This window comes from Amycolatopsis alkalitolerans (assembly GCF_006152065.1).
In the GTDB taxonomy this organism is placed as follows: Bacteria; Actinomycetota; Actinomycetes; order Mycobacteriales; family Pseudonocardiaceae; genus Amycolatopsis_E; species Amycolatopsis_E alkalitolerans.
The window spans coordinates 39,376-52,340 of the sequence record NZ_VDFW01000041.1; the positions used below are offsets into that span (position 1 = coordinate 39,376).

10 protein-coding genes and 1 rRNA gene are annotated in these 12,965 nt (G+C 69.7%); 4 read left to right on the forward strand and 7 right to left on the reverse strand.

Features of this window, described 5'->3' with window-relative positions; translation table 11 throughout:
- The first annotated feature begins 68 nt into the window (after positions 1-68).
- A complete protein-coding gene (locus FG385_RS30490; RefSeq protein WP_200834736.1) occupies positions 69-521 on the forward strand; it encodes a gamma-glutamylcyclotransferase in 453 nt (150 codons plus the stop codon).
- 84 nt (positions 522-605) lie between these two features.
- On the opposite strand, the gene FG385_RS30495 is transcribed toward FG385_RS30490, so the two are convergent.
- The 6 genes from FG385_RS30495 to FG385_RS30520 form a co-directional block, all read right to left on the reverse strand.
- On the reverse strand, positions 606-1,571 hold the full coding sequence (locus FG385_RS30495; protein WP_235022889.1) for a DUF559 domain-containing protein: 966 nt from the start codon (positions 1,569-1,571) through the stop codon (positions 606-608).
- Between the two features lie 127 nt (positions 1,572-1,698).
- Positions 1,699-2,994 (reverse strand): amidohydrolase, encoded by a 1,296-nt coding sequence (locus tag FG385_RS30500; protein WP_139100259.1) that lies wholly within the window; start codon positions 2,992-2,994, stop codon positions 1,699-1,701.
- 160 nt (positions 2,995-3,154) lie between these two features.
- Positions 3,155-3,463 carry a hypothetical protein gene (locus FG385_RS30505; protein ID WP_139100260.1) on the reverse strand — a complete coding sequence of 103 codons (309 nt, stop codon included), beginning with the start codon at positions 3,461-3,463 and terminating at the stop codon, positions 3,155-3,157.
- Positions 3,464-3,516: 53 nt separating this feature from the next.
- Entirely contained in the window at positions 3,517-4,500 is a 984-nt protein-coding gene (gene meaB, locus FG385_RS30510) for a methylmalonyl Co-A mutase-associated GTPase MeaB (protein WP_139100261.1), read from the reverse strand.
- Positions 4,501-6,663, reverse strand: coding sequence for a methylmalonyl-CoA mutase (gene scpA / locus FG385_RS30515; RefSeq protein ID WP_139100272.1), 2,163 nt, complete (start codon positions 6,661-6,663; stop codon positions 4,501-4,503). It abuts the gene before it with no gap.
- Positions 6,663-8,486: a methylmalonyl-CoA mutase family protein gene (locus FG385_RS30520; RefSeq protein WP_139100262.1), complete on the reverse strand. Its 1,824-nt coding sequence runs from the start codon at positions 8,484-8,486 to the stop codon at positions 6,663-6,665. Before FG385_RS30520 ends, scpA begins: the two co-directional genes overlap by 1 nt.
- Before the next feature lie 79 nt (positions 8,487-8,565).
- On the opposite strand from FG385_RS30520, the gene FG385_RS30525 reads away from it, so the two are divergent.
- The 3 genes from FG385_RS30525 (at position 8,566) to FG385_RS30535 (ending at position 12,823) form a co-directional block, all read left to right on the forward strand.
- Entirely contained in the window at positions 8,566-10,242 is a 1,677-nt protein-coding gene (locus FG385_RS30525) for a serine/threonine-protein kinase (RefSeq protein ID WP_139100273.1), read from the forward strand.
- Positions 10,243-10,358: 116 nt separating this feature from the next.
- On the forward strand, positions 10,359-11,150 hold the full coding sequence (locus tag FG385_RS30530; RefSeq protein WP_139100263.1) for a purine-nucleoside phosphorylase: 792 nt from the start codon (positions 10,359-10,361) through the stop codon (positions 11,148-11,150).
- A 17-nt stretch (positions 11,151-11,167) separates the two neighbouring features.
- Complete coding sequence (locus FG385_RS30535; RefSeq protein ID WP_235022890.1) at positions 11,168-12,823, forward strand: phospho-sugar mutase; 1,656 nt, start codon at positions 11,168-11,170, stop codon at positions 12,821-12,823.
- A 66-nt stretch (positions 12,824-12,889) separates the two neighbouring features.
- On the opposite strand, the gene rrf is transcribed toward FG385_RS30535, so the two are convergent.
- Positions 12,890-12,965 (reverse strand): 5S ribosomal RNA (gene rrf, locus FG385_RS35830); the annotation flags it as partial.

A 12,965-nucleotide genomic window follows, 5' to 3' on the forward strand; every position in this document is an offset into this window, starting at 1 on the left:
GTCCACCTTAGGAGTCCATACCTGGAGTACGTCCGGCCGGGTGAGGCGCAGGCGGCTAATCTGTGCCGGTGCCGTTGTATGCCGCTTACGGGTCCAACATGGAGCCCGCCCAGATGATGGAGCGCGCCCCCCACTCGCCGATGGCGGGCACGGGCTGGCTGGAAGGCTGGCGGCTGACCTTCGGTGGCGAGGACCTCGGCTGGGAAGGCGCGCTCGCGACCATCGTCGAGGACCCGGGCTCCCGGGTGTTCGTGGTGATCTACGACGTCACACCGCTCGACGAAGGGCTCCTGGACCGCTGGGAAGGCGGCGAACTGGGGCTCCACAACAAGATCCGGCTGCGCGTCCAGACAATGGACGGTTCGGTCCTGGCCTGGCTCTACGTGCTGGACGCCTACGAGGGCGGCCTGCCCTCGGCCCGCTACCTCGGCGTCCTCGCCGACGCGGCCGAAGCCGCCGGCGCCCCCACGGACTACGTCGACGACCTGCGCACCCGCCCCTGCCGCGGCATCGCCACCTAACCCACTCCCCGATTTTGCCCCGCGCGTCGCCGAGTTGGCCCTCCCCCGCGCCGAATTGGCTCACCTCGCCCGCGAATTCGCCGATCACGCTCCGAGCGGGTACCGCCGCTCGGAGAATGCCAGTCGGAGCTCGGCAAGAAATCGGGCTGGCTCAGCCAAGTCCTCCTTGCGGACCCGGACGATTCGCCAACCTCGACCGGCCAACCGCCGATCCCGCTCGGAGTCATAATCGTCGCGGCCCTCGTGGGCCTCGTAACCATCGTATTCGACGCCGATTCGCAGCTCGGGCCACGCGAGATCGAGCCGGTACAGCAATTCACCGCTCAGCGTGAAAATAGGGTGTTGCGTTACCGGGTTCGGAAATCCCGCGTCGGTGATGACGAGTCGGAGCCGGCTCTCCTGCGGCGACTCCGCACCGCGAACCCCGAGCGCCAGCAACGATTCGGCGATCCTCACCCCACGACGGTCGTCGCGGTGCATCAAATGCAGATCGACCGCGTCGAGCAGTGCTTTCGTGTTCCGATCGGACAGACCCGCGAGCGCCTGGTCAAGACAGGCAAGGGCCTTCCAGCGGACCTCGCCGCAGAGCAGTTCGGTGATCACCGCGTCCAGGGAGAAAACCGGCAGCCCGTACCGCGTTACGACGTCCTCCCCGGTGAAACGGCCGTGATGGACGACCAAGCCGGTCGTCGAGCGAACCCAACTCGAGTACGGAACGGTAACGTGTACTTCGAATGCCTCGGCCGCGGTGAGTCCATGCAGGACGGCGGCGGTGTTCCGGGACAACACCGCATCCTTCCCGGCCAGAAGTAGCGCGGCCGATGCGCGTGTGACCGGGTCGAGCACGCGCTTCCCGTCCACCACGATTCCACGCCACAGCTGGACGAAGACGCCGTCCTTCAAGGCGCCGCGGAGCGCGCGTTCGCCGAGCGCGTTGGCGACGTCTCGCCTCCGCGCCGCACCATGTTCTGAATTCGGAATGCCAAACACATACCAAGATTGGCCCCAGCGAACTGCCATGGTGGACTTGAAAGCGAAATCTGTGGACAACTGGCTCGTTGTGGATAGCCGGCCAAAGCGTGTTGGCCCGCTACGTCGCTGTGTTCACCCCGCACGGGGCCAATTCAGTGACGCGGCGGGCCAACTCGGCGACGCGGCGGGCCAACACGCCTTCGGACTAGGCGAGGGCGGTCAGGGCGGTGTGGACCATGCAGCGGATGCCGACGGGCAGGGCCCGCTCGTCGAGCTGGAACGTCGGGCGATGCAGGTCACGCATCTCACCCTCACCGCTCCACACGCCGAGCCGGAAGAAACCGCCGGGGACGTGCTCGAGGTACCACGCGAAGTCCTCGCCGCCCGACGACTGCTCCGTCCCGGTCAGCGCGTGCTCACCGAGCGCCGCTTCGACACCCGCCTGCAGGATCGCGGTGCTGTCCCCGTCTCCGACGAGCGGCGGCACCCCGCGCCGGTAGTCCAGTTCGAACCCGACACCGGTCGGCGCGAGCAGCGACTCGACGGACGACGCGACGAGCGGTTCGAGAGCCTTCCAGACCTCATGCTCGGCAGTGCGCAGAGTGCCGCGCAGCGCACCGTCCTGGGGCACGGCGTTCGCCGCCTGGCCGGCATGCACCGCACCCCACACCAGCACCGTTCCCGACCGCGGGTCGACGCGGCGCGACAGCAGCGACGGCAGCGACGTGATGACCACGCCGAGCGCGTGCACCAGGTCCGCCGTCAGATGCGGGCGCGACGTGTGCCCGCCGGGCGAGGTCAGCCGCAACTCGATCAGGTCCGCGGCCGACGTCAGCGCGCCGACCCGGGAACCGACCTGGCCGACCTGCACGCGCGGGTCGCAGTGCAGCCCGAAGATGCGGTCGACCCCGTCGAGCCCGCCGGCGTCGATCACGTCGAGCGCACCGCCCGGCATGACCTCCTCGGCCGGCTGGAAGATCAGCCGGACCCGGCCCGGCAGTTCCGGCGCGGACGCCAGCGCGAGCCCGGCGCCGAGCAGGATGGCGGTGTGCGCGTCATGCCCGCAGGCGTGCGTCGCACCCTCCACGCTGGATGAATAGGGCAACCCGGTCGCCTCGGTGAGGGGCAGCGCATCGATGTCCGCACGCAGCGCCACGCAGGTGGGGCCGCTGCCGACGTCGCAGATGACGCCGGTGCCGCCGGGCAGGACCTCCGGATCGAGGCCGGCCGAGCGCAGCACGGTGCAGATCAGTTCGGTCGTCGCGTATTCGTGCCGGGAGAGCTCCGGACTGGCGTGGATGCGGCGACGCCACGCGACCACATCGGCCCCGTGCCGGTCCAGCCACTCGTCCAGCCAGAACGGTCCTCTTCCCGCACCGAGGTCGGTCACGGGTGCCATGCTGACGCCGTCCTCGGTGATCAGCGCGTCCGATGCCCCGAAAGAGGCAGCGCGCTCGCCGCGGTCGCCGGGAAGCTCCCGCCATGAGTCCAGCACGGTCACACCGAACCTCCAAATGCACAAAGCGTGTAACCCATTTGATGCAATATTGCACTATGCAGGCGGCAAAAACCTCGCCCTGGCGGGGGCTGAAGACGGCCGGTAGTGGATCTGCGTTGAACGGTACGGGGCACTTCGGCCCACCTGTACTAGCGGTACCGCTTCACTTACCTTTCGCCTGGTCGGAGGACTTCTTCCGCTTCTTCCGCCGGATGCTCCGTCCCCACAGGACGATACCGAGCAGCACGGCCGCGATGACCCCGACGACGATCTTGTTCTTGGTCTTCTGCGCGTTCGCGCGCTCGTTGTCCGCGGGGTCGATGACCGGCCCGACGGGCGCGTTGGCCTGTTCGGCGAGCGGTCCGTGCACGACGGACACCACGGCCGGAGCCGCGGCGGCGGCGGTCGGCGCGCCGAACGACAGCAGCACGCCAAGCAGCAACGCGGACACCAGACCGCGCATCTTCCTCATCTGGCTTGCCTTTCCCTCGACACGGCATAGTGTGCCTGGCCGGATATGGGAAGTCACGCTCCGAAAGCATCCAGAATGCGCTGTGCCGCGAGCGTCGCGGTCAGTTCGCCGTTCCGGACCGCCTGTTCGACCTCGGGCACGATCGCTCGCACCCCGGAATGTTCGGCGAGCCTGCCGAGCAGTTGCTCGCGCACCATCGACCACGTCCAGTCGACCTGCTGCTGCTTTCGTTTGGCGTCCAGTTCGCCCGATTCGAGCAGTTGTTCGCGGTGCCGTTCGATCTGCTGCCACACCGTGTCGAGCCCGACGTCGTTCAGCCCGCTGCAGGTCAGCACGGGTGGTGTCCAGGACGCGTCGGGCCCGTAGATCATCCGCAACGCGCCGGCCAGCTCCCGCGCCGCCCGCTTCGCGTCGCGTTCGTGCTCGCCGTCGGCCTTGTTCACGGCGATCACGTCGGCGAGTTCCAGCACGCCCTTCTTGATGCCCTGCAGCTGATCGCCGGTGCGGGCCAGGGTCAGGTACAGGAAGCAGTCGACCATGTTCGCCACGGTGACCTCCGATTGGCCGACGCCAACGGTCTCCACCAGCACGACGTCGTACCCCGCCGCCTCCATCAGCACGATCGTCTCGCGGGTCGCGCGGGCGACGCCGCCGAGCGTGCCCGACGTCGGGGAAGGCCGGATGAACGCCGCCGGGTCGACCGCGAGCCGGGCCATCCGGGTCTTGTCGCCGAGGATGCTCCCGCCGGTCCGGGTGGACGACGGGTCCACGGCGAGCACCGCGACCCGGTGCCCGGCCTCGGTGAGATCGGTGCCGAGCTGGTCGATGAACGTCGACTTGCCGACCCCGGGCACGCCCGTGATGCCGACCCGGCGCGCCCCACCCGTGTGCGGCAGCAGCTCGACCAGCAGTTCCTGTGCCTGCCCGCGATGGTCGGCGCGGTTGGACTCGACGAGCGTGATCGCGCGCGAAAGGGTGCCGCGGTCCCCCGCGAGCACGCCTTTCACATACGCGCCGACGTCGACGTTACGGGCCACTCAGTCCTGCTCCAGCTGGTCGAGCAGGCCCAGCGCCGCGTCGGCGATGACCGTGCCCGGGCCGAAGATCGCCGCCGCGCCCGCCGCGCGTAACTCGTCGTAGTCCTGCGGCGGGATGACACCACCGACGACGATCATGATGTCCTCGCGGCCCAGTTTCGCGAGCTCCTCGCGCAGCGCCGGCACGAGCGACAGGTGCCCGGCCGCGAGCGAGGACACCCCGACCACGTGCACGTCTGCCTCGATCGCCTGGCGCGCGACCTCCGCCGGGGTCGAGAACAGCGGGCCGACGTCGACGTCGAAGCCGAGGTCGGCGAACGCGGTCGCGATGACCTTCTGGCCACGGTCGTGCCCGTCCTGGCCCATCTTCGCGACCAGGATGCGCGGGCGGCGCCCTTCGGCTTCGGCGAACCGCTCGACACGTTCACGCACCTTGGCCACGTTTCCGGATTTCCCGACCTCGTCCCGGTACACTCCGGAGATCGTACGGATCTGGCCCGCGTGCCGTCCCCAGACCTTTTCCAGCGCCTCGGAGATCTCGCCGACGGTCGCCTTCGCACGTGCCGCGTCCACGGCCAGCTCCAGCAGGTTCCCCTCGCCGTCGGCCGCCGCGCTTAGCCGCCGCAGCGCGTCCTCGACCGCACTCGGGTCACGCTCTTCCCGCAACCGCCGCAGTTTCTCCAGCTGCTGCGCCCGCACCCCCGCATTGTCCACTTTGAGCACGTCGACCTGCTCGTCCTCGGCGACGCGGTACTTGTTGACGCCGATCACGGGCTGCCGCCCCGAGTCGATGCGGGCCTGCGTGCGCGCCGCGGCCTCTTCGATGCGCAGCTTCGGGATGCCCGCGTCGATCGCGCGCGCCATCCCGCCGGCGGACTCGACCTCGTCGATATGCCCCCACGCCTTGCGCGCGAGGTCGTAGGTGAGCCGCTCGACGAACGCGCTGCCGCCCCACGGATCGATCACGCGCGTGGTACCGGATTCCTGTTGCAGCACCAACTGCGTGTTGCGGGCGATGCGGGCGGAGAAATCGGTCGGCAGGGCCAGCGCCTCGTCCAGGGCGTTGGTGTGTAAGGACTGCGTGTGCCCCTGTGTCGCCGCCATCGCCTCGACGCAGGTGCGCACGACGTTGTTGTACACGTCCTGTGCGGTCAGCGACCAGCCCGAGGTCTGGCAGTGCGTGCGCAGGGAGAGCGACTTCTGGCTGCCGGGCGAGAACTGCTTCACCAGCTTGGCCCACAGCAGCCGTGCGGCGCGCATCTTCGCGACTTCCATGAAGAAGTTCATGCCGGTGGCCCAGAAGAACGACAGCCGCGGCGCGAACTTGTCGATGTCGAGGCCCGCGTCGAGGCCTGCGCGGATGTACTCGACGCCGTCGGCGAGCGTGTACGCCAGTTCGAGGTCGGCGGTCGCGCCGGCCTCCTGCATGTGGTAGCCGGAGATGGAGATCGAGTTGAACCGTGGCATCCGCCGCGAGGTGTAGCCGAAGATGTCGGAGATGATCCGCATGGACGGCTGCGGCGGGTAGATGTAGGTGTTGCGGACCATGAACTCCTTGAGGATGTCGTTCTGGATGGTCCCGGCGAGCTGCTCGGGCGCGACCCCCTGTTCCTCGGCAGCCACGATGTAGAGCGCCATCACCGGCAGCACCGCGCCGTTCATCGTCATCGACACGCTCATCCGGTCCAGCGGGATGCCGTCGAACAGCTGGCGCATGTCGTAGATCGAATCGATCGCCACGCCCGCCATGCCGACGTCGCCGCCGACCCGCGGGTGGTCGGAGTCGTAGCCGCGATGGGTGGCCAGGTCGAAGGCGACCGAAAGCCCCTTCTGCCCGGCGGCGAGATTGCGGCGGTAGAAGGCGTTCGACTCCTGCGCGGTGGAGAAACCGGCGTACTGGCGGACGGTCCACGGCCGTGTCGTGTACATCGTCGGGTATGGCCCTCGCAGGAAGGGGGCCAGCCCGGGATACGTGCCCAGAAAGTCCACATCGGACAGATCCTCGGCGGTGTAGACCGGTTTGACCCCGATGCCTTCGGGCGTTTCCCAGGCCAGCGCGTCGGGCCCCTTGCCGGTACTCGCCTGCAGCGCCTCCGCCCAGGCGGCCTGATCACCGGGTTCCGGAATGCCGAGTTCGACGCTCGAGAAGTCGGGGATGGCCATCATTTCACTCCCAGCGTGTCCAGGGTGCCGGCCAGCACGGCGAGCGCGTCGCAGCCACGGTGGACGAACCCGGCCAGCTCGCCGTAGGACTCATCCGGTTTCCCGGCCAGCAGAACGGCTTTCGCCCCGGCCTCCCGCAGTCCCGCGACCACCGTGCTCGCCTGTTCGGCGTACGAACGGTCGCTGCCGCACAGGCAGGCGACCGTCGCCCCGCTCGCGCGGAACGCGGCGACGGCGTCATCCACCGCGCCGGGATTGACCGGCTCGACACCACCGGCCTGGAACAGGTTCGACGCGAACATCGCCCGCGCGGTGTGCGACGCGAGCGGACCCAGTGCGGCGAGGAAGATCTTCGGCCGTTCGCCGTGCTCGGCCAGGTACGCGTCGGAGCGGTCACGCAGCCGCTCGAACTGCTCGGCGTAGCGGTGCCTCGGCAACCCGTTGTCCAAAACGGACGGTGACGGCGGCCGTACGACGGGCTTCTCCGCCAGCTGCGGGAACTCACTGACGCCGGTGATCGGGTCCTCGCGGGTGGCCAGCCGCCGCGACCGGTTCTCCCACGTCTCGGCGAGCTTCCCGGGCAGGAAACCGGAATCGAGCGCGGCCTCGATACCGCCCGCGCGCTCCAGCTCGGCGAACTCGCGCCACGCCGCGTGCGCGAGCGCGTCGGTCAGGTTCTCGACGTACCACGAACCGCCGGCCGGATCGATCACCCCGGACAGGTGCGACTCCTCCAGCAGGATCGACTGGGTGTTGCGGGCGACCCGCCGGGCGAACGCGTCAGGGCGGCCGAGCGCGCTGTCGAACGGGAGGACGGTGACCGCGTCGGCGCCGCCTACGCCGGCGGCGAAACACGCGACGGTCGTGCGCAGCATGTTCACCCACGGATCACGCTGGGTGAACATCGCGGTCGAGGTGACGGCATGCTGCTTCATCCCGCGCGGAACACCGCCGGACACTTCCGTGACACGCGACCACAGCCGCCGCGCGGCGCGGAGTTTCGCGATGGTCAGGAACTGGTCCGCCGTTGCGGCGAACCGGAATTCGAGCTGCGCGGCCGCCTCGTCGACGCTCAACCCGGCGGCCGTGAGCGCCCGCAGGTACGCGACTCCCGCCGCGATCGCCGCGCCCAGTTCCTGCGCGTCCGAACCACCGGCCTCGTGGTACGGCAAGCCGTTGACGACGATCGTGCGCAGCTTCGGGTGCTTCGCGGCCAGGCGCGCCGCCAGCTCCACGGCAGGCGCGAGGTCGTGTGCGGCGCCGGTGCGAGCGCGCAGGGTGACCGGGTCGGCACCTAGGTTGCCCGTGACTTCGCTGTCCGGAACGTTTTTCTGCGCGAGCAATTCCAGCAGGGCGCTCGCCGCGGCCTCGTACTCCTCGCCGGCTTCGAGAACAACGGGAGCGAGGTCGAGGTAGACCCCGTCGAGGGCCTCCGCCAGGGAAGACGGCGTACCGACCCGCAGCCACACGGAGTTCGCGCCGTTTTCCAGATCCGCGAGGATCGCCTGGTTGTCGGCGTTCTCATGCAGCACACGGACGTCCCAGCCGGTGCCCTCGGGTTTGCCCCCGCGCACGAACGGCGCCAGCCCGGGGAATCCGGCGGGCGGCGCGCCGTCCTCGGCGGTGTAGAGCGGCTGGATCTCGATACCGTCATAGGTCGTGGTGGCGAGCAGCCTTTCCGGAGCGCCGTCGAAATCCTCCGGCAGCCGCCCGCTCTTGCGGAGCACCCCCGCCACGAGTTCCTGCCAGGCGGCCCGCTCCGGTGTCTCGAACTCAGCGGCGAGCGCCAGGTCATCGGGCCCCGTTGTCCCTGCCTGAGTCATACCTAAGCATGGTAGGGACGTGTCCATCCCGCCAAGTGTGAGCCTGCTCGCGGTGACCCCACACGCCATCCGCCACAATATGCGGGTGCCCACCGACAGCGAGGACTCCCGCGTCGTCGCCGGACGCTACCGGTTGCGCTCGGTGCTGGGTTCGGGCTCGATGGGGACCGTTTGGTCGGCGTATGACGAGTTCCTGCAACGCCCCGTAGCCGTCAAGGAGATCCGGCTACCCCCGGGCGTGACCACCGCGCAGGCCGATGAGCTGCGGGAACGCACGCTCCGCGAGGCCCGCGCGATCGCCGTGCTGTCTCACCCGAACGTGATCATCCTGCACGACGTCGCCCGCGAGGACGGCGAGCCGTTCGTCGTGATGGAGTTGCTGCCCTCGCACAGCCTCGCCGAACTGATCGCCGAGCACGGTCCGCTGGCGGTGGAACAAGCCGCCGCCGTCGGGGACGCCGTCGCCGCCGCGCTCGAGGCCGCGCACGCCGCCGGCATCACCCACCGTGACGTCAAGCCCGGCAACGTGCTGGTCGCCGAAGACGGCCGGATCAAGCTCACCGACTTCGGCATCGCCCGCAACGTCTCCGAGGCGACCATGACCCGCACGGGGATGACGCTGGGTTCACCCGCGTACATGGCCCCGGAAGTCGCCTCCGGCAAGGCGGTCACCCCGGGCGCGGACCTGTGGGGGCTGGGCGCGACCCTGTTCAACGCGCTGGAAGGCCACCCGCCCTACGACGCCGACGGCGATCCGCTGGAGACCATCGGCAAGGTGGTCAAGGGCCAGGTGCCGCGGCCGTCGCCGGGCCCGCTCGCACCCGTCATCACCGCGCTGATGGCGAAGGAGCCGCGTGACCGGATGTCGTTGCGGGAGGTCCGCCGGCAGCTGTATCCGCTGCTCACCAAGGCCCCGCGGGTGTTGTTCGGCTCCGAGATGTTCGAGCAGGCGACCGGCCGGCGCGCCGAGGCGACCGACACGCGTGAGATGGCCCCGGCGACCAAGCCCGGCCCGGCCTCGGCCGAGGCGAGCCAGGAACTGGCCGCCGACCCCGGCCCGCTCCCGTTCGCTCCCTCTCCCACTCCGCCAGCCGCCCCGGCCGGACGCGGCGTCACCGCGACGGCGGTGCTGACCACGGTCGCGATCCTGCTGTTCCTGATCTTCGCCGCCGGCGGGTTCGTCGCGGCTCGCGTGATCGGCGCCGAACCGGTCATCCCGCCGGCGAAACAGAGCGGTGCGCCGGCGGTCGAACCGCCGCCCACGAAGTTCGAACGCCGCACCGGGGACGCGTCGAGCGTACGCGGCCAGGATGCGACGTTCTCGGTCGAAGTACCCCAGGATTGGACGCGGTTCACCGGCTCGGGCGTCGGGGACGACATGCCGCCGTCGACGCTGGTGGAATGGGTTTCGCCGGACGGCTCGCAGATGCTCGCGGTCGACCATATCGCCGGGTTCTTCCCCGGCCATCAGATCGAGCAGTACCTCAAGGGGCTCGCCGCCAGCCGGGGTTCCGGCGAGTACACGCCGGTCGGGACGCCCGTGCGGCTGACCGACGGGCGCGACGGCTACGCGCTGACGTACCGCACGTTCGACCGGGGCAGCGGCAGCCAGATCAGCCGCACGACGTTCGCGCAGGTCTTCCGCAACGGCCCGAGCCTGTGGGCGGTGAGCGTGACCGTGCCGACCGAGCAGGAGGACACCGCGCGCACCGAACTGTACGAGCGAATCGTGCCCACGTTCTCGATCACCGAGTGAACCGCTCCGCGGACACCGACGCGAGGCCGGGGACGCGATGGGCCGAGGTCTGAGCGCGGTCCGGCTCGGCATGCTCGTGCTCACGGTGCTGTTCGGACCAGTTCTAAGCTCGCGGCATGACCGAACACGACCTGACCGAGGCCGCGGCAGCCGTCATCGCCGAACGCACGGGCCACGCCAAGCACGACATCGCGGTGGTTCTCGGCTCCGGATGGCGGCCCGCGGCCGACGTCATCGGCGAAGGCGACGCGGAGATCTCGCTCGATGCGCTACCCGGTTTCGAGAAGCCCGAGGCCGTCGGCCACGGCGGCACGGTGCGCTCGGTCGGGGTGAACGGCAACCGCGCGCTGGTGTTCCTCGGCCGCACACACCTGTACGAGGGCAAGGGCGTCGCTCGCGTGGTGCAGGGTGTGCGGACGGCCGCCGCCGCGGGCGCGCGGACGGTCCTGCTCACCAACGCCGCGGGCGGGCTGCGCGCGGGGTTCCAGGTCGGGCAGCCGGTGCTGATCTCCGATCACCTCAACATGACCGCGACGTCGCCCATCACCGGCGCCAACTTCGTGGACCTGGTCGACCTGTATTCGCACCGCTTACGCGACGTGGCCCGCGAGATCGACCCGAGCCTCGAGGAAGGTGTCTACGCGGGGCTGCCCGGGCCGCATTTCGAGACCCCCGCCGAAATCCGCATGCTGAGGACCCTCGGGGCGGATCTGGTCGGAATGTCGACGGTGCTGGAGGCCATCGCGGCCCGCGCGGCCGGGCTCGAGGTGTTCGGGCTGTCGCTCGTCACGAACCTCGCCGCCGGCATGACCGGTGAGCCGCTGAGCCACGTCGAGGTGATCGAGGCGGGCCGCGCGGCGGCCGAACGGATGGGAACCCTGCTGCGGGAACTGGTGGCTCGCGCCTAGAAAAGTAGGCTTGTCCGGTGAACGAACGGGACCGGCTCCCGCGCGAGTTGCGGAACAGGGCCTTCGCGTGGATTACCGAGGATGTCGACGCCGACAACCGCGAAGAACTGGAAGCGGTGCTGGCGCGTGCGATGAACGGCGAGCCCGGCGCGGTCACCGATCTCGCCGACCGGATGAGCGGTCCGCTGCGGTTCGGCACGGCCGGTCTGCGCGGACCGGTGCGAGCCGGGCCGAACGGGATGAACACCACGGTGGTCGTGCGGACGACGGCCGGGGTGGCCTCGTGGCTTGCCCGGCAGGGAAAGACCGGCGAGATGGTCGTCGTCGGCCGCGACGCTCGGTACGGTTCCGAACGTTTCGCGATCGCGGCCGCCGAAGTGTTGTACGCGGCAGGGTTCGACGCGCGGCTGCTGCCCGGCCCCCTGCCGACGCCGGTACTCGCGTTCGCGGTGAAGCAACTGAAGGCCGCGGCTGGCGTACAGATCACCGCCTCCCACAACCCTCCCGCGGACAACGGGTACAAGCTCTACGACAGCAGCGGGTCACAGGTCGTGCCGCCGTCGGACGGGGAGATCGAAGGCGCGATCGCGTCGGCGCCGCCGGCGGTCGCCGTCCCGCGGACGCCCGGCGTTCCGGTGCTGGGCGAGCACATCGTCGACGAGTACGTATCGCGGGTCGCCGCCATCCCGGTCGGCCCGTCCCGGTCGCTGCGGGTGGCCGCGACGGCGTTGCACGGGGTCGGCGCGGACGTGCTCAGGCGGGCGCTGACGGCGGCCGGGTTCACCGCCGTGCACCTGGTGCCGGAGCAGTCGAAACCGGACCCGGACTTCCCGACTGTGTCGTTCCCGAACCCGGAGGAGCCGGGCGCGACAGACCTGCTGGTGACGCTGGCCGCGGAGGTCGACGCGGACCTGGCGATCGCATTGGACCCGGACGCGGACCGCTGCGCGGTGGGGGTGCGGGATCGCGACGGTTCGTGGCGGATGCTGCGCGGGGACGAGACCGGCGTCCTGCTCGGTGAGCACGTCCTGTCCACGACGAGTTGCCCTGATCCCCTGGTCGCGACGACGATCGTGTCTTCGTCGATGCTGAGCCGGATCGCGGCCGCCCACTGCGCGCGGTACGCCGAAACACTCACCGGGTTCAAATGGCTGACCCGAGCCGGCCATCGCCTCGTGTTCGCGTACGAGGAAGCGCTGGGCCTGTGTGTGAACCCGGACTTCGTGCGTGACAAAGATGGGATCGCGGCCGCCGTGATGGCCTGCGACTTCGCCGCGACGCTGAAGGCCTCGGGCCGGTCGCTGCTCGATGTGCTGGACGACCTGACGATCCGGCATGGCGTGCACCTGACGGATCAGCTTTCGTCGCGGGTCACGGACCTGAGCGTCCGCACCGAGGTCCTGCAGGCGATTCGCAACGCGCCACCGGCCGAGTTGGCCGGTGTTCCCGTGTCGATCGAGGATCTGCTGCCGGCGACCGACGCGGTCCGGATCTCCGGTGACGGGCTGCGGGTGGTGATCCGGCCGTCGGGCACCGAGCCGAAGCTCAAGACGTACTTACAGGTGGTCGAGCCGGTATCCGGCTCGCTCGAAGACGCGCGGGCCGTCGCGAAGCGCAGGCTGGCCGCCCTCCGCACCGACGTGTCGGCACTCCTGTCGAATCACGGGAAATAAGAAAAACCCCGGGGCTTCGGGAGAATTCGTGATTCTCGACCGAAGCCCCGGGGCTTCTCAAAGAAAGTTCGGCGGTGTCCTACTCTCCCACATCCTGGCGGGTGCAGTACCATCGGCGCTGGTAGGCTTAGCTTCCGGGTTC